The following is an 18,915-nucleotide window of genomic DNA, read 5'->3' on the forward strand; positions in this document are numbered from 1 at the left end:
TAATTATCGTTAAAAAATGGAAGGGTATCGACCCGGACTTACCTCACTCATAATGCCGTATATCGCCTCATAAATATCGTCCTCATTCGGCTTACAGAAATAGTCGCCATCGCTGGCATATGCCGTTCTGTTTGCCTTTGCACTTAAACATTTCGGAAAGGAATCCAGATGACGGAAAAGACTGTCGTCGTTAAAAACCTGTTGCATCATATATGCTGTGGCTCCCCCCGGAACATCCTCATCAATAAAAATTACCCGATTGGTTTTTTTAACGGAGTTTCTGATTATTCCGTGAATATCGAAAGGCATTAAAGTTTGAACATCTATCACCTCCGCAGAAATTCCCTTCTCTGCAAGTTTGCGGCAGGCATCCTGCACAATTCGCAGAGTGGAACCATAACTTACAACTGTAATATCATCTCCCGAACTCAATATTTCCGGAATACCCAAAGGCACTGTAAATTCACTGATATTAGAAGGTGTCTGTTCCTTTAATCTATATCCATTTAAACACTCCACTACAATTGCTGCATCATCACCCTTAAGCAATAAATTATACATGCCGGCTGCCTGTGTCATATTTCTCGGGACACATAAATAAATACCGCGACAAGTTCCCAATATCATAGTCATGGGTGAACCTGTATGCCAGATACCTTCCAACCTATGTCCACGGGTGCGAATAATGAGTGGTGCCTTTTGACCTCCCTTGGTGCGATATTGCAATGTTGCAAGATCATCACTTAAAGGTTGTAAGCCGTAAATTAAATAATCAAGGTATTGAATTTCTGCAATCGGTCTTAAACCTCTCATCGCCATTCCAATTCCCTGACCAATAATTGTGGCCTCTCTGATCCCGGTATCAAAAACACGATTTTCTCCGTGTTTATCCTGCAATCCGGCAAATCCTTGGTTTACGTCGCCGATCTTTCCCAAATCTTCCCCAAAAGCAAAAAATAGCGGATTTTTCTGAAGATGTTCGTCAAAACTTTTGTTCAGAATTTCAAAACCATTTATCAGCGGAGCATTTTCATCATAAGCTGCTTTTATATGCTCAACTTTTAAAGCAGAATAGGCTGATTCACTATATAAATTAGCATTATATCTCTCATTGTTGAGATGATCGTAATATTTCACCCAATGTAAAAGAGCCTCTCTTTCCTGCGAAACTTCACCGGAGCTTACACGAAGGGCATTTCTTCCGGCCTTCATAATATCCCTTCTAACAGGGTCCATCGAATTGCGCAGTTCATTCACAATATCCTGTATCTCGGGAGCGGAATCTGAAACCGAAATAAGTGATTCTAGTAGAGAAAATAATACATCTATGTCTGTCTTTATAGACATAAGATGTTTATTCCACGACGATTTCATGGCATTTCGAGCCTCTTCCTTCATTGCAGATTGTATTTCTTCCAACTCTTCTGCCGTAGCAATGGAGGATGCTATCATCCATTCCTTCATCTTTACAATGCAATCCCATTCAGCCTCCCATTCCAACCTCTCTTTGGATTTATATCTTTCCTGCGAACCAGAGGTGGAGTGTCCCTGCGGCTGTGTGATCTCCGTTACATGAAAAAATACAGGCACATGTTCGCGACGGCAAAGATCTATTCCCTCCTCAAAAGTTTGAATCAAAGAGGCATAATCCCAACCCTTTACTTCATAAATTTTAATTCCATTTCCTTCTTCATCGAGCTGAAATCCCGACAAAACTTCCGATATATTCTGTTTTGTGGTTTGATATTTTTGAGGAACTGAAATTCCATAACCATCATCCCACACAAAAAATGCAAGTGGTATCTTTAAAACCCCGGCAGCATTCACCGATTCCCAAAAAACGCCTTCAGAGGTACTGGCATCTCCAATTGTAGCAAATACTACTTCATTTCCATTGTTTGAGAATCCAGATTGATTAATTGCTGCATTTTGTCTGAATATTTTTGAGGACAGTGCCAAACCCACGGCCCTAACCATTTGTGAAGCCGTTGGAGAGGTATCTGAGGATGAATTTTTCATGTTTACCAAATCTTTCCATTGTCCTGACTGATCCAAACTCCGTGTAGCAAAATGTGCATTCATTTGTCGCCCACCGGAGGAAGGTTCTTCATTGATATCCGGTATAGCATATAATTGTGCGAAAAATTGTTCTGTTGTAAGTATATCCGCAGCAAACATGAAGGTTTGATCTCTATAATACCCTGATCTGAAGTCACCGGTCTTAAAAGTTTTTGCCATGGCAAGTTGTGCAACTTCCTTTCCATCGCCGAAAATTCCAAATTTCGCTTTTCCGGTAAGCACTTCTCTTCTGCCCAAAAGGCTTGCCTCCCTACTGCGACAAGCTATTTTGAAGTCGTTTATCACATCCCGCTTAAAATCTTCGAAGGTGATATTTTTATTTTGAGTTAGGTCAGACATATGTTGAGTTAAAATATTGGCAAAAATAAGAAATCGGAGGTTTAAGCCCGACTTAAATTCTGTTAGCAGAAAAAACTTTTCTATTTGGGCTTTGATGGTATAATTGTTGTGTGAATAAAGAAATTCAATTTTTGAATTAGAGGATAGAAGTCTAAATTTGTATCCCCTAAATCTTTTAACAACTAAACCAATATATTATGACAAAATTTTTTTCCGCACTAACCTTGATCTTATTGATCTCCACAGTTTCTTACGCGCAAACTTCGGTTTCTCCGAATTCTAATGGATCTGAAGCAGCACCGGTTGTTCCAGTTGTAAATCCTAATGCAGGTGAATTTAAATGGGTTGAAGAAACGCATGATTTCGGAACTATCCCACAAGGAACTCCGGTTAAAAACAAATTTGAGTTCACAAATACAGGTAAAGAACCGATCATAGTATCAAATGTTCAAAAAACTTGTGGTTGCACAGTTACAGAATGGACAAAAGAACCGGTTATGCCAGGTCAGGTTGGTTATGTTACCGCTGAATTTAATGCAGCAAAGGAAGGTCCTTTCACAAAAGCGATCACAGTTCAGTCAGATGCTAAAACACCTTCAGTAAAATTATATTTCAAAGGAACAGTTCAAAAAACCGAGCAAGCAGGTGGAGTTCCAGAACAAAATACCATTTTTAACACAGGAGGAAATTAATTTATCAATAATTAAAAACTGATATAATGAAAAAAGTATTCACGATAATTTTTTGTTTGGCTACAACGGCCATGCTTTCGGCACAGACATCATCAAATGCAAATGCAGCTAATCCTAACAGTCCGCAATTTCAATGGGTGAGTGAGGTATATGACTTTGGAAGTATTCCTCAAGGAATTCCTGCAAAAGCGAGATACGAATTTACCAATGTTGGAAAAGAAGCGCTTGTAATTACAGATGTTCAGAAAACTTGTGGTTGCACTAGCACAGATTGGAGCAAAGAACCAATTGCACCGGGCCAAAAAGGATGGATCATGGCTGAATACAATGCTGCCAACGAAGGAGCATTTACAAAAGCGATAACCGTTATGTCAAATTCAACAACTCCAACTTTGAAATTAACTTTCAAAGGAACAGTGGTGAAAGATGCAGCGGGCAGTGTTCCGGAACAACAATCCATTTTTAATCAATAATTCATACTTGAACTTTTTATGCGACACCTCCGTGCGTTATTAATCGCACGGAGTTTTTTATGTACCTTTGAGCCATGCCAAAAATATCTTTTCGCGGCGAAAACATGCCTGCATCACCAATAAGAAAATTGGTACCCTTTGCTGAAAAAGCAAAAATAAGAGGGGTAAAGATCTATCACTTGAATATTGGTCAACCCGATATTGAAACTCCACATCAAATGATGGATGCTGTGAAGAATACAAATCTGAAAGTTTTGGAATATTCGCACAGTGCAGGATTTGAAAGTTATCGCCGCAAACTGGTGCAGTATTATGCAAAATATGGCATCGAATTAAATCATCACCAGATCATGATCACCACTGGTGGAAGTGAAGCAATTTTATTTGGAATGATGTGTTGTTTAGATGCAGGTGATGAAGTAATTATTCCCGAACCTCTTTATGCAAATTACAACGGATTTACCACAGCGAGTAATATTGTTGTTAAACCAATTACCTCCTATATTGAAACAGGATTTGCCCTCCCTCCTATATCTGAATTTGAAAAATTGATCACACCAAAAACAAAAGCAATTTTAATTTGTAATCCGAATAATCCAACAGGTTATTTATATACAAAAGAAGAATTATTACAATTGCGTGATCTGGTTTTAAAATACGATCTTTTTTTATTTGCAGATGAAGTTTATCGCGAATTCGTTTATGATGGCAACGAACAATTTTCCGTTTTAAATATGGAAGGAATTGATGAGAATGTGGTTTTAATGGATTCCATTTCCAAAAGATATAGTGCATGTGGTGCAAGAATTGGAGCGCTGATTTCCAAAAATAATAAGGTGATGGAAACTGCATTAAAATTTGCGCAGGCAAGATTATCGCCTCCAACTTTAGAACAAATTTTAGCAGAAGCATTTTTAGATGTTCCTGATAGTTATTTCACCGAAGTGGAAAAAGAATATGTTGAACGCCGGAATTTATGTGTGGAAAGATTAAATGCAATGGATGGAGTTTTATGTCCGACTCCGGGTGGAGCATTTTATGCAATTGCAAGATTACCCATCGACGATTCCGATAAATTTTGCCAGTGGTTACTCGAATCATTTCATTTAAATAATGAAACGGTAATGCTTGCACCCGCAACTGGATTTTATTCAACTCCCGGTTTAGGGAAAAATGAAGTTCGAATTGCATACGTTCTTAATAAAAATGATATCAATAAAGCAATGGATTGTTTGGATGCGGCGCTTAAAGTTTATCCGGGAAGAGTTGTTGCCAGGGTTATGAGTTCGGAAGTTTAGTTCTGAGTTCTGACATGTAGTAGATCTCCTGCGTCGATCACTACATGTTTCGGTTCTGAGTTCTGAGTTCTGGGTTCTGAGTTCACTTCGGAGGAAAATCATCCGGGTGTGGAAAGTTTGATGCCTGCCTGGCGACTGCCGGCAGACAGGTTCTTTATTCCTTGTTCTTTATTCGATATTATTGTTCTTAAATCTCCATCACATGAGTGTCCCCACAGTGTTACGCGTAGCGAACTCTGTGGATTCGGAGCTGAAAGTATTTGGAGTTCTGGGTTCTGAGTTCTGAGTTCACTTCGGAGGAAAATCATCCGGGTGTGGAAAGTTTGATGTTCTTTATTCCTTGTTCTTTATTCGATATTATTTTTCTGAGTTCTTAATTCTGAGTTCTGGGTTATATTCGGAGGAAAATCACCCGGGCGTGGAAAGTTTGATGCCCGCTTGGCGACTGCCGGCAGACAGGTTCTTTATTCCTTGTTCTTTATTCGATATTATTGTTCTTAAATCTCCATCACATGAGTGTCCCCACAGTGTTACGCGTAGCGAACTCTGTGGATTCGGAGCTGAAAGTATTTGGAGTTCTGAGTTCTGGGTTCTGAGTTCTGAGTTCACTACGGAGGAAAATCACTCGGGCGTAATTAGTTTAATGCCTGCCTGGCGACTGCCGGCAGACAGGTTCTTTATTCCTTGTTCTTTATTCGATATTTGTTCTCAGTTTACTTGATTTGCAAATGTTCCATACTTACAACTCCTGTCCATTATTCAAAATAAATATTTTATGCGAAAATTAATTGCCTTAATCACTTTTTTTATTTTCATTTTATCCGCATTAAACGCGCAAACAATTCCATCAGAAATTGCCGGCAAATGGATGGGCAAATTAAATGTTGGCATTGAATTGCGGCTGGTCTTTAATTTTGAAATATCGGGAGATACTATTTTTACTACTATTGATAGTCCCGACCAAGGTGTTAATGGAATACCGACAGAAAAAACAACTTTAATTAATGATGAGATCACTGTTACAATTCCGGTAATTAGTGGATCGTTTAAGGGAAAATATATTGCAGATAGTGTAATTATTAGAGGCATATGGTTTCAATCCGGCGGATCAATGCCAATATCATTATCTAAAATAGATTTTGTTGAACCCATTAAGCGACCTCAAAATCCGGTTAAACCTTATCCCTATAAAGAAGAGGAAGTTGTTTTTAAAAATAAAAGCGCCGACAGTGTTTTTCTTGCCGGAACATTAACTATTCCTGAGGGTGCAGGTCCGTTTAAAGCAGTTATTTTAGTTTCAGGAAGTGGTCCGCAAAACAGAGATGAATTTTTATTAGGACATTCGCCCTTTTTAGTTTTGAGCGACAGATTAACACGCAAAGGAATAATTGTTTTGCGATATGATGACAGAGGTGTGGCAAATTCAACCGGTGATTTTTCGAAGGCAACAACTCAAGATTTTGCAAGTGATGCAGATGCTGCAGTTAAATATTTAATGTCGAGAAAAGATCTTAATATTTCTGAGATCGGAATTGCAGGTCACAGTGAAGGTGGATTAATTGCACCGATCACAGCCACTGAAAATAAAAATGTTGATTTTATTGTAATGTTGGCCGGTCCGGGAATACCGGGCGATTCCATTCTAAATTTACAAGGAGATCTTATTGCAAAAGCCTCCGGATTTACAGATAGTATGATCTATTATTATAGCGCGATCAGGCATGATATAATAAATGTGGTATTGGCTGAGAATGATATGGATATTATTTCAAAAAAGATCATCGCAATTAATAAAGAATTTCTGAAAACCACACCTCAATATATTTTAGATGAAATGCAGATGTCGGCAAAAGATTCAACAAGTGCAGTGGATTTTTATGCCAATGTGTGGACAAAATATTTCCTGAGTTTTGATCCCCGACCCATCCTTGAAAAATTAAAAATTCCGGTTCTCGCATTAAATGGGACCAATGATCTTCAGGTACCCTATAAGGAGAATTTAATGGCAATAGAGGAAGCATTAAAAAAAAGTGAATCAAAAAATTATAAAGTGTTGGAATTGAAGGGACTGAATCATCTTTTTCAGGTTTCTGTAAGCGGTTCACCAAATGAGTATTCAAGCCTTGAAGAAACTTTTAATGAGGAAGCAATGGAGATCATAGTCAATTGGATTCTACAATTGTGATACTAAGGAACCACCAGGCATTTTTCAACTTTCTGCCCCGTCACAAATAATTCCATTCGGATACTTTATCTTTGCTTTCATTAGAGATTTTTGCAGCTCCTCAGCCAGCATAGATCATTAACCACAAAACCAAAGATTCAGGATTGGAAATTGTATCAGTAAGCTTTTCCGGGATTACCTTTAGCGAGCCAGCCACCAGCATAACAGATATGGTATTGGCCATAATTTGTTTCAGTTTGGTTGCCCGTATCAAGAATAATTTTAACGAAAGCTTTTTTAACAATGCATGGCGTCTGTTTTTTCTTTTTACGGGACTAGCTACCTCTCTCGGGACTGTTTGTCATGGATTTGAACTTATGTTACCCACCTCCATACACAACATGTTATGGATGTGCATGAATATTTGCAGCAGCATTTCTGTTTATTTTGCTTTAAAGGCGACAATTCGTTTTACCCGGGCGGAAGATTTTGCACATAGATTATTGCAAGTTCTGAATATCGGATCTCTAGTGGTATTCAGCGGTCTTACAATTGTAAACAACGACTTCGAAATTTTTAAAATTCATTGTGCAATAGGGCTTACACTTATATTTATTACTCATGCATTTGCATCCTATAAAAGTCATGTAGGGAGCGGTTCCATTGTTTTGGGGATGTTACTTTCGTTCATTACCGTTTATATCCATACCAACCAGATATCAATAAATGCGTGGTTCGATTACAAAGATATTGGTCACGTTATCATGATGTTCAGCCTGGTGCTTATTTATAACGGAATATACTTAATGAAAGAAAATTTGAAGCTTTCCGTCTACAGGCTGCGTTTTCAATGAGATCGTGATTCGTGAATCGTGAGTCCGGTTTATTATCGCCGGAGGTGGTTAGACTTTTCTTTTTTCGAAATAGGAAGTAGGAAGTAGGAAATAGGAAACTCTTTTTAAAGTGTATCAGGTATCAGGAAAACAAACAGTGGAATCTCTTAAAATTTCGCAAAAAATTTATACTCCTTTTAGCCAACGTAGCTTAAGCGAAGGCGGCTTTCTCCTTTTTCGAAATAGGAAGTAGGAAATAGGAAGTAGGAAAACAAACGGTGGGATTTGGTAAAATTTCGCAAGAAATTTAAACTCCTTTCTCCTCTCTCATCACTCCTTTTTAGTTTCAGGTATCAGGAAAATAAACGCTGTGATTTTGCAAAATTTCGCCAGAAATTTAAACTCCTCTCTCCTTTCTCCTCTCTCCTTTCTCCAACATTTACTATTTTTGAAAAAAATTTATATGAAAAAACCACTTATTCCAATTGTTCTGCTTTTGACCATGTTTGTAATTACAGGCTGTCCTGTAGGTGTACCCCATCCTTTAGGCAAACAAGGAGAGGAAAAAATTAATAAAGATATGCTTGGCACCTGGGTGCAAACCAATACGGAAATGGAGGTTATGAAAATGGAAATAGTTAAACGTGATAATAATTCCGTTTTTGTAAATGTTTTAGAAAGAGGTAGTATGTATTCTTTGGAGACCGACAATTTCTACGGTTGGTTTACAGAAATAGAGGGTAAAAATTTTATTTACATGCAGGATGTTGATGATGCCGAAGACGACTATTATACTTATTGTTTTGAAGTGAGTGGTAACACCATGAAATCATATGATATCAGTTTATTAGTTGGTGGTGTTGATGCAATTACCTCCACTGAAGCTTACCGTGAAGAAGTTAAAGCTTCACTTAAAATGGAAGGTGCATTAAGCAGTGAGACTATTTGGACCAAACAATAAATAATTCAATTCCCTTACCAATTAAGGGTGATCTTATTATTTGAATTTGGAAAATTAATTGTTTTAACAGCGGCTTTATCTCTGTTTGCAAAATATAATATTTTATATGCTTCCTCAGGAAAGATCATATTTTTTTGAGTACTTATAAGATCGGATTTTTTTCCATCCACCATCATATTTTTTAGCAACGGATCAAATCCGTGCAAAATAATCTGAATGGTTTTAAAATGAGAAGTATATGAACCTTCAGGTTTTTCTATCATCAATGATCTGTCGTTATAATTATATTTGAAAATTCGTTTGTAAAATACACCCGATTCCATATTATAAGAAACACCATCATCTTCATAATAGGTGATTTCATTATTTTGTATTCCATAATAAACATGAACAAATAAAGTATCCGTAGGTTTCTGATCAAAATTCTGCACGGTGCGCTGCATTGGAATAATACTGCTTTCTTTCACAAAAACCGGTAGACGATGCAAGGGCGATTCAACAATAACTTCCGAATTTGCATCAAATTTTTTATCATTGTAAAAATCATAATAATTATTTGCCGGGAAATATACTTTGCAGAAATTTTCTGTGCTTCTCACCGGCGCAATTAATATTGCATCTCCGAATAAATATTGATTTTGATAGGTAGAATAATATATTTTATTGTCGTAAGGATAATCAATAGCCAGCGATTTATTAACAGGAAGACCGGTAATACTGGCATGATAAAATTCAGAATATAAATAAGGCATTAACTGATATCGCAATTGAATATAATATTTTGCTATTGCTTCGGTTTCCTCACCATAACTCCAGGGTTCGGAGTCCTTTAAATTATATGCCTTATGACTTCGGAAAAATGGTGTAAATACACCTAGTGTTATCCAACGCGTATATAATTCCTTTGTGGCATCTGCTGCAAATCCACCCACATCCACACCACAATTAGCAACTCCACTTAGTCCCAAACTATTTAATAATCGCACTCCTAATAATAAATGATCATCAGTTGGAGTATTATCTCCGGTCCATACAGTGGAGTAACGTTGTATACCTGCGTAACCACTTCGTGTTAATACAAAAGGTCGCTGATTAACCAATAATTTTTTAGTTCCTTCGTAAGTTGACCTCGCCATTTGCATTCCGTAAATATTTCTTCCTGTGAGTCCGTTCCCGCCATTTCCATCATAATTAAATTCTACCAATGAAGGAAATTTTTGTCCCCATGTTGCAGGTTCATTCATATCGTTCCAAAATCCTATAATTCCCTGATCAACATAATTTTTAAAACTATTTCCCCACCAGGTTCTGGTTTCAGGAAGTGTAAAATCGGGGAAATTGCATAATCCCGGCCATACTTCAGCCGCATAATTAGTTCCATCGGGATATTTTAAGAACAGATCATTTTTTAATCCCTCTTCATACGCTTTATATCCGGTTTCCACTTTAATTCCCGGGTCAACAATTATTGCCGTGCGAACACCCATTCCTTTTAAAGTATTCAACATATTTTCCGGTTGCGGAAAACGCACAGCATCCCAGGTAAATATTTTATAGGCATCCATATAATGAATATCTAAATAAATTACATCAAGTGGAATTTGTTTTTCGCGAAATGTTTTTGCAACATTTAATACTTCTGAATCCGGAAAATAACTCCACCTGCATTGTTGAAATCCGAGGCTCCATTGTGCGGGCATCGGAGTTTTTCCGGTGAGATCTGTGTAAGAAGAAATAATTGCCTCCACTCCGGAATGATAAATAAAGTAATAATTAACATCCCCTTCTTCCACAGTAAAAGAAGAAAATCGCATATTGGATGCACCGAAATTAAAATGTGTTTTGGAAGTATTATCTAAAAATATTCCGTAACATAAACTATCGTGCAACCCGATAAAAAACGGAATGGAAACGTACATAGGGTCAGTTCCCGGGCCATATCCGAAAACGTCCGTATTCCAATTCACATAACCATTACCACGTCTGTCGAGATCACCGGTTTTTTCACCCAAACCTATAAATCTTTCTTTTGGAAATAATTTTTTATAGACTGAAATTTCATTCCCGGTGAACATGGTTCCGAATTCATCATCACCATTTATAAGTTCACCCGCATTATTAAAAAAAGAAACATGCAATTTATCTTTTGTAATTATGAGTTTAAGTGAATCGGTTGTCAATATGATATTATTTCCCTCCTCTTTGATATTGGTTTTTACCACTTGAGGGCTTCCAATCACAGCATAAGAAAAGTCAACTCCGGGTAATTCCTTGCTTACCTGAATTCGAATAATATTTGGTGAATACACTTTTACAGTTAAAAACCCGTTATCTCCCTGAATCTGAAGTTCCTGACCAGCAGTTTTTTGCGATTTAAACGCGCCTAAAGGAGTGTTACCGGTGTTAATTGTTTGTGCTTTTGAAGCAAAAAACAGTAACAGAAACAAAAAGGTATTTGATATATTGAGAAATAAGTATCTTATTTGCATAAGTAATGCTATTGTGCATGTAAAAGTATAAAAGTAAAGCAATGAATCAAACTTCTGTTAAGACTAATTATGGGGCGCTTTCAACCCTGGTAAGTGTATTTTTTTTCTGGGGATTTATAGCTGCCGGCAATGGTGTTTTTATACCTTTTTGCAAACATTATTTTCATTTGGACCAGTTTCAGTCACAACTGATTGATTTTGCTTTTTATGGAGCATATTATATTGGTGCATTACTTCTGTTTATTTTTAGTATGGTTCGTAAACACGATCTGGTTTCAGGCTGGGGATATAAAAAAAGTATAGTAAACGGATTGCTCTTTTCATTTTTAGGTTCCTTAGCAATGATAATAGCAGTTAATTACGGCGGATTTGCAGCAGTTTTGATGAGTTTATTTATTGTTGCACTGGGATTTTCACTTCAGCAAACTGCAGCTCAACCATTCTCCATTGCACTTGGCGATCCTACAACAGGAAATTCACGTATCACCCTTGGTGGTGCCGTAAATTCATTTGGAACAACAATAGGACCTATTGTAGTTGCTCTTGCTTTATTCGGTTCAACTACAATAACCGATGAAAAAATAAATTCCCTCGAATTAAATTCTATTACTCTTTTATATTGTGGAATTGGATTTTTGTTTCTTTTGTGCGCTGCACTTTTTTTCACCTCCAAAAAAGTTCCTTCCGGTATTTCCGATAGCAATGTGGAAAAAGCTAATAAAGCATTAAGAACCCTTGTAACTATTACCGTTTTATTAATAATTATATTCACTGTGGTATTTTCAAGTTACACTACTCCTGATGCAGTTCGTGTGGAAGAGTTGAAAGCGGAGGTGGCCGACACGATTAATATTAATGCTGATCTCCTGTCTCAAAAATTAAAAGAAATTAAAGAATTGAATGCACCGCTTGAAATGAGAAGAATGATTTTATTAGGCGCTGCATTTGTGGTTGTTTTCGGAGGTTTATTAATTGCAAAGGGAAGAGCAAAGAAAAATCCTGAAGGCTGGGGTGCCTTACATTATCCCCAATTAGTTTTAGGCATGTTAGGTATTTTTACCTATGTTGGCGTGGAAGTAACTATTCAAAGTAATTTATCTGAATTATTAAAACAGGATGCCTTTGGTGGATTGCAGGCAGCACAAATATCTCCTTATATTTCGATGTATTGGGGTAGTTTAATGATAGGACGATGGGCGGGTTCCATTGCAGTTTTTTCGGTGGCAGGAATGCGTAAAAAATTATTAATGATACTTGTTCCAATTATTGCCTTCGGTGTAATTATTCTTGTTAATTCTATTGCCGGAAGTGATATGCGACCACTCTACGCATATATTGTTTGTGTTGCAGTTCAAATTGCAGCGTTCTTTATCGGAAGAGATAAACCCGCAAGAACATTATTTATATTTAGTGCTTTGGGTTTAACAGCAATGCTCATTGGTTTATTTACCACAGGAACAGTTGCCATTTATGCATTTTTAAGTGGTGGGTTATTCTGCAGTATCATGTGGCCGAATATTTTTGCATTATCTGTAACAGGATTAGGAAAATATACTTCACAAGGATCTGCATTTTTAATTATGATGATATTGGGCGGAGGAGTTATTCCACCGATACAAGGAAAATTAGCGGATATTATTGGAATTCATCCTTCGTATTGGATACCTGTTGGATGTTTCTTATACCTTGCATGGTTTGCACTTCGTGTTAGTAAAATTTTACAGAAACAAGGTATTGCAGTGGATGGTGCAAGTGGTGGGCATTGAATTATATATTTTCGTTGCAACATAATTAAATGCTGCGGTTAATTTTAAAATTGCCGGACACAATATGTTGGTTTTATGTTTTTTTTGCCAGACCAGGAACGCTTACTTTTCGTTCTATTGATAGTTTATTTTTATCATGAAGATCCTCAATTGGGCTAAAGCCCGTCTAAAGAGTGTGCTTTTACCCACCCGGCTAAAGCCGGGGGTTATTAGTTTTTAATTTACGTTTAAATTTAGATGAAATCGAATTTTGATCTTAATAGCTGTAGGTTTTAACCCACATATAATTTGATAATAATTGGGGTTGGAGTTTTAATCCATGGATAATTTAAAAATAGCCGTGGGTTTTAACCCACGGATAATAATCGTGAATCTCGACGGGCTTTAGCCCAATTATGGATTTTCAATTCGGCAGGAAAGTTACAAGACAGCTAAAGCCCATTTATAGTGTGTGAATTTACCCCACTGGCTGAAGCCGGGTGTTTTTTATTCGTGTATTCGTGGCTTCCTTTTTTTTCCACAATACGGATGAAAACAAAGCCACGATTGCACGAATGAACAGCCGTTAGGGTGCGTAGATTGCAGTTAAATATATGTTTATTTTTAAACTCGCGCCCAAGTCTGCAATTTTTGACAGGTTTGAAGCAACTTTATTTTATAATAAAATATTTCGGGGCTTCTGTGGAAGGTAAGGTATATCTATATTTTAAAAGCAAAACCACCCTTCTTTAATTCCTCGTACCTGCGTTTATTAAATTTATAGAGTTTCGCAGCGCGATGAGAAACGCCTTTTTGTTTTTCTTTTAATTCGATCAACAAATTAAATCCGAGGATTTTTTTCCGGAAATTTCTTTTATCAATTTCCATTTCCAAAATTGCTTCATATAAATGTTGCAATTGTGTAAGGGTGAATTTTTCGGGAAGTAGTTCGAAACCGATCGGCTCAATTTTAATTTTATTTTTAAGCGTTTCAATTCCTTTTGCAGCGATCTCTTTATGATCGAACGCTAATTTGGGTAAATCGTAAGCCGGCCACCAAAATGCTTTTTTTGCAAAATCGGTAACAGGATGAAGTCCATTGGTGCCGGCTTTGATAATTGCAAAATAAGCAACTGTTATCACCCTGCCTTGTGGATGCCTGTTAATACTCCCAAAAGTGTAAAATTGGTTTAGAAAGACATTGCGCAAACCAGTCAGTTCATGTAAAACGCGTTCGGCTGCCTGATCAATATCTTCTGTATCGTAGGCTAGGTTTCCAGGAATCGCTTTCCATTTTTTAAACGGAGGTTCATTCCTGTCGATAAGAAGGATCTTAAGCTCACCTTCGTCAAAACCAAAGATCACACAATCAACGGAGAAGTCGGAATGGAGAGGGGGTAATTTATTGGCGGTCATAATTCAGGAACAATAATACAAAATATACTATGGAATAATAAAGTTCTTATTTACACATTAAACCCAATATCCACATATTGGTAATTTTGGGTCAAAAATAGGGTCTATCCAAAACGCGGATCACTCCAAAACAAAGGATGCTTTTAATCCTGTGTCTGAATTTCCTCCTATCTGAATATCAAATTGCCCCGGTTCATAAATTAAATGGCCTTCCCCATTATAAAAAGTAAGGTCGGTAATAGAAATATCAAATGCTAACGTTTTTGATTCTCCGGCTTTCAGCATGTTTCGCTTAAATCCCTGCAATTCTTTTACAGGTCTGGTTATGGATGCAACCTTATCGGTGATATATAATTGTGTTATCTCCACACCATCCCTCGAGCCACTATTTTTCACATCTACACTTATTGAAATAGTTTTATCTTTTTTCAGAATATCAGACGACAATTTAATATTTGAATATTCAAACGTGGTGTAACTTAAACCATGACCAAAACTAAATAAGGGACTATTATCAACATCCAGATATTTAGAATTGTATTTACTATTTGCATCAAAAGGTCTTCCGGTTTTTTTCATATTGTAATATACCGGAATTTGTCCCACCGATCTTGGGAACGACATGGTTAATTTTCCGGAAGGATTAACATCTCCAAATAATATATCTGCAATTGCATTACCTGCTTCCGTTCCTGCAAACCAGGTTTCCACAATTGCGGGAATATTTTCATTTTCCCATACAAGCGTTAAAGGACGACCATTCATCAAAACTAAAACAACAGGTTTTCCGGTTTTATGAATCGCTTTTAAAAGATCCCTTTGATTTTCAGGAATACCAATTTCACTTCTGCTTGCTGCCTCACCGGACATCCCCTGACTTTCGCCCAAAACCATAACAACTACATCCGATATATTGGCAACATCAACCGCATCCTTAATCATTTGTTCAGGACTGCGTGTATCCATTTCAATTTTTCCACCGTTGTCGTTTAACTTTTTCAATAATATTTTATCTTCAATTATATTCGCGCCTTTCGAATATAAAATATTCGTTTTTCCTTGTGTTGCTTTTGTTATTCCTGTTAATACACTTACTGATTTTTTCCAATCACCTGCAGCACTCCAGTTACCGATCAGGTTGCGCTGATCATCTGCCAAAGGACCGATCAATGCAATGGTTCCCTGCTTTTTTAATGGCAATAAACCGTTCTCATTTTTTAATAACACAATAGATTTTTGCGCCATCTCTCTTGCAGCAAGAAGATTTTCCGCTGTCATTATTTCTGTTTTTTCGCGCTCCGGATTACAATATCTATAAGGATCTTCAAATAAACCAAGATCGTATTTAATTCCCAATGTGTTTTTAACTGCATTGTCAATTACAGCAATTGTAACCTTTCCTTCCTCAACAGATTGTTTTAAAAAATTATAAAATACTGCACCTTGCATATCCATATCAACGCCGGCATTTAAAGATAATTCTCCTGCATTTTTATCGTTTGATGCATAACCGTGATTCACCATTTCATTAATAGAAGTATAATCCGTTACAACAAATCCTTTAAATTTCCATTCGTCACGCAAAATTTCATTTAATAAATAATTATTGGCAGATGCAGGAACTCCATTTAAATCGTTAAATGCAGTCATAAAAGTTCCAACTCCGGCATCTACACAAGCTTTAAAAGGAGGTAAATATGTTTCACGCAAACTTACTTCCGAAACATCAACGGTATTATAATCTCGTCCACCCTGTGCAGCTCCGTAAGCAGCAAAATGTTTAGCGCAGGCTACGATGGTATTATTTTTTGATAAATCATCTCCTTGAAATCCTTTTACTCTTGCCGCAGCAATTAAGGAACCCAAATAAACGTCCTCTCCACTCCCTTCATCCACTCTTCCCCACCGTGGGTCGCGGGTAATATCAACCATTGGTGCAAAGGTCCAATTAATACCCTCTGCCGATGCTTCTGATGCGGCAATCCGGGCAGCATTTTGTATGGCATTAATATCCCATGAACAAGATTCCGCAATTGGTACCGGAAAAATTGTTCTATGTCCGTGAATCACATCATAGCCAAAAAGCAAAGGAATTCCTAAACGTGTTTCTTCCACTGCAATTTTCTGAAGTTTACGATTATATTCCACTGTGTATGCATTAAAAACTGCTCCTGCCTTTCCGGCGCGAATATCATCTAAATAGGTAGTGCGTAAAGTTGGTCCTGTAACATCCCAATCGGAAGTAAATAAAACCATTTGGCCTATTTTTTCTTCCAATGTCATTTTAGCAATTAATTCATTAATAAAAATTTCCTTCGGGGATAAAGGTGTTTCTTTTTTTGAGGTAGATCCCAAAAAAAGAAATAATATTCCTAAACAAAATAAATAATTTATCTTCATCAAAATGAATTTAATAAGTAAAACTTAATTTTTCAGCAGCGTCAATTACTTCGGGACACGACATAAATAAATTCCATAATAATTGTGTGCGATGATTCTCTATCATCACGATCATAGGACCTTGATCAATTGCCAGATAGGAAGTGGCAAACCAACCTTCCGTTGCATTAAAAGCATCCGTAAATCCATACTCTCCCCAAATTTTATCACCAATGGTATAATAAAAAAATCGAATCGCATCCAGTGAATATTCGGGTGTGTAAGGGATGGAAGCTATAGCAGCAGTTGGTGTAATTACACCGAGATCGTTAGTTGGTGAATGCGCAGAATAACCATTTTGATTATCACTTGCAGTAAGTCCCCAACAATCTTCACTATATCCCACAAAATCCTGCGGGTTATCTATACAATATGCGCGATTAATTAACGTGTGATTTTGATTTTGCATCCAGTAATTTGCATAAGTATCACTTAAGGTGGTAGGATTAATTCCGAGAAAAGAATAATGTGCAAAAAACAAGGGACCACCATAGGGAAATCCTAATGGCAATGTATAACCATAATAATTATTTCCATTAATAAAATAATCTGAATCAGCCCATCCGTTGTGATAAACCGAGGCATCGATAGTATGCGTAGTTGATGCTGCAGCAAGAAAATAAGTAATTAAACATTCATTAAATCCTTTTATCTGCATATTCATTTCCCAGCCGAGATCGGGCGACCAATGCCAATACAATACATCCTCACCACCTTTGGTGAACCAATCCCATTCCACCGTTTCCCAAAGTGTATTTATTTTTCCTTTCAATGCATTTTCGAAAGGATCTGCACCATTTAAATATTGTCGCACACATAATAATCCCTGAATTAAATAAGAAGTTTCCACCAGATCGGCACCGTTATCGTTCGGACTAAAAGGAATAACTTCTCCTGTATTTCCATTCATCCAATGTGGCCAAACTCCATGAAATCTATCAGCAGTAGTTAGAAAATCAACAATGGTATTTAAACGGGTAACGCCTTCGCTTCGCGAAATAAAATTTCTATCCATAGCAACTATGATCGACATTACCCCAAAACCGGAACCACCTATTGTAACAACGTTAGGTGTTGTATTTCTTTCGGCACTTAATCCACTAACAGGATGTCCAAAATCCCAAAAGTATTTAAAAGTTTGTTGTTGAACAATGGTAAGTAATTCATCATCACTTACGATCGGAAATTTAGGTGTGGAATCTATTTCTGTATAAAAATTATCGCTGAAACCATTAAATATATAAATGTCGTTCTCAGCATGTAAATTATTTGAGAGGGTAAATGTGTATTTCTGAAAATGAACAAGTGTTGATGAAGTATTAATAGTAAGTATTGTTTTATCATCAGAAAGGTCAAATTCAAGCGGCTCATTAAATCCGGGTCTTGCGATGGCGGCAGCCGCAGAATTTACTGTTGCAGGATCAACGGGATGATTAAATGTAATAATAGTTTCCGGTTCCCGGTTTACATTAGTTGTACGGGATTCACTCAAAAGATCTTTACCATCTATAATTAAAGATGTTATCATTAAGGTTCCTGCCTGAGTTTGTAGAGTAACAGAAAATCCTTTAAAAATTTCTCCACCTACACCGGTTAAATTTTGTGTTATATCAAGCGTATATGATGCATTATTTTCCAGAGGAAGGTGGGAGAATGAAATAGTTTTATTTTCATCGAGGAATGATTCGTTTAAATCAACGGCACCGTCGGGACCTGTTAATGAAATTGCATTAATACTGGTAATATTTAAAGGAATACTAAAGGAAAGAACGATAGGTTGGTCGATCGGAGCATTGATATTTGATGCACCGCTATTTAAATTAACAACATAGGTTCCGAAGTGAATATAGTTGAGTTGGAAATAATCAGTATTGGGATCTGAAATTATTTCTTTTTTGCAGGCGGTAAATCCATTTACCAAAAGTGTAAACAAAATGACAAAATACATGATATAACGAATTTTTATCATAGCCCAAATATAAAAAAA

Annotated in this window: 12 protein-coding genes; 7 read left to right on the top strand and 5 right to left on the bottom strand. The window is 36.8% G+C overall.

Annotation, left to right across the window (positions count from 1 at the left end):
* Nucleotides 1–9: 9 nt before the first annotated feature.
* A complete protein-coding gene (locus IPI31_18215) occupies nt 10–2,418 on the bottom strand; it encodes a transketolase (GenBank protein MBK7569759.1) in 2,409 nt (802 codons plus the stop codon).
* 197 nt (nt 2,419–2,615) lie between these two features.
* Between IPI31_18215 and IPI31_18220 the strand changes: the two genes are divergently transcribed.
* The 6 genes from IPI31_18220 to IPI31_18245 all read left to right on the top strand — a co-directional run bounded on the left by IPI31_18220 (nt 2,616) and on the right by IPI31_18245 (nt 8,839).
* On the top strand, nt 2,616–3,110 hold the full coding sequence (locus IPI31_18220; protein MBK7569760.1) for a DUF1573 domain-containing protein: 495 nt from the start codon (nt 2,616–2,618) through the stop codon (nt 3,108–3,110).
* Nucleotides 3,111–3,136: 26 nt separating this feature from the next.
* On the top strand, nt 3,137–3,583 hold the full coding sequence (locus IPI31_18225) for a DUF1573 domain-containing protein (protein MBK7569761.1): 447 nt from the start codon (nt 3,137–3,139) through the stop codon (nt 3,581–3,583).
* A 74-nt stretch (nt 3,584–3,657) separates the two neighbouring features.
* The gene (locus IPI31_18230) at nt 3,658–4,881 is read left to right on the top strand and encodes a pyridoxal phosphate-dependent aminotransferase (protein ID MBK7569762.1); all 1,224 of its coding nucleotides are present in this window, start codon (nt 3,658–3,660) and stop codon (nt 4,879–4,881) included.
* A gap of 775 nt (nt 4,882–5,656) precedes the next feature.
* A complete protein-coding gene (locus tag IPI31_18235) occupies nt 5,657–7,066 on the top strand; it encodes an alpha/beta hydrolase (GenBank protein MBK7569763.1) in 1,410 nt (469 codons plus the stop codon).
* A 143-nt stretch (nt 7,067–7,209) separates the two neighbouring features.
* Nucleotides 7,210–7,899, top strand: coding sequence for a hypothetical protein (locus IPI31_18240; protein ID MBK7569764.1), 690 nt, complete (start codon nt 7,210–7,212; stop codon nt 7,897–7,899).
* A gap of 442 nt (nt 7,900–8,341) precedes the next feature.
* On the top strand, nt 8,342–8,839 hold the full coding sequence (locus IPI31_18245) for a hypothetical protein (GenBank protein MBK7569765.1): 498 nt from the start codon (nt 8,342–8,344) through the stop codon (nt 8,837–8,839).
* Between the two features lie 14 nt (nt 8,840–8,853).
* On the opposite strand, the gene IPI31_18250 is transcribed toward IPI31_18245, so the two are convergent.
* Nucleotides 8,854–11,328, bottom strand: coding sequence for a glycoside hydrolase family 31 protein (locus IPI31_18250; GenBank protein MBK7569766.1), 2,475 nt, complete (start codon nt 11,326–11,328; stop codon nt 8,854–8,856).
* A 41-nt stretch (nt 11,329–11,369) separates the two neighbouring features.
* Here IPI31_18250 and IPI31_18255 point away from each other — a divergent pair, with 41 nt between their 5' ends.
* Nucleotides 11,370–13,094, top strand: a complete 1,725-nt coding sequence (locus IPI31_18255; protein ID MBK7569767.1) for an MFS transporter — start codon at nt 11,370–11,372, stop codon at nt 13,092–13,094.
* A 699-nt stretch (nt 13,095–13,793) separates the two neighbouring features.
* Here IPI31_18255 and IPI31_18260 read toward each other — a convergent pair.
* The 3 genes from IPI31_18260 to IPI31_18270 all read right to left on the bottom strand — a co-directional run bounded on the left by IPI31_18260 (nt 13,794) and on the right by IPI31_18270 (nt 18,876).
* A complete protein-coding gene (locus IPI31_18260; protein ID MBK7569768.1) occupies nt 13,794–14,489 on the bottom strand; it encodes an NUDIX hydrolase in 696 nt (231 codons plus the stop codon).
* A 120-nt stretch (nt 14,490–14,609) separates the two neighbouring features.
* A complete protein-coding gene (bglX, locus tag IPI31_18265; protein MBK7569769.1) occupies nt 14,610–16,889 on the bottom strand; it encodes a beta-glucosidase BglX in 2,280 nt (759 codons plus the stop codon).
* A 10-nt stretch (nt 16,890–16,899) separates the two neighbouring features.
* Entirely contained in the window at nt 16,900–18,876 is a 1,977-nt protein-coding gene (locus IPI31_18270) for an Ig-like domain-containing protein (GenBank protein ID MBK7569770.1), read from the bottom strand.
* Nucleotides 18,877–18,915: the final 39 nt, after the last annotated feature.

This window comes from Bacteroidota bacterium, from assembly GCA_016706865.1.
Taxonomy (GTDB): Bacteria; Bacteroidota; Bacteroidia; order Chitinophagales; family BACL12; genus UBA7236.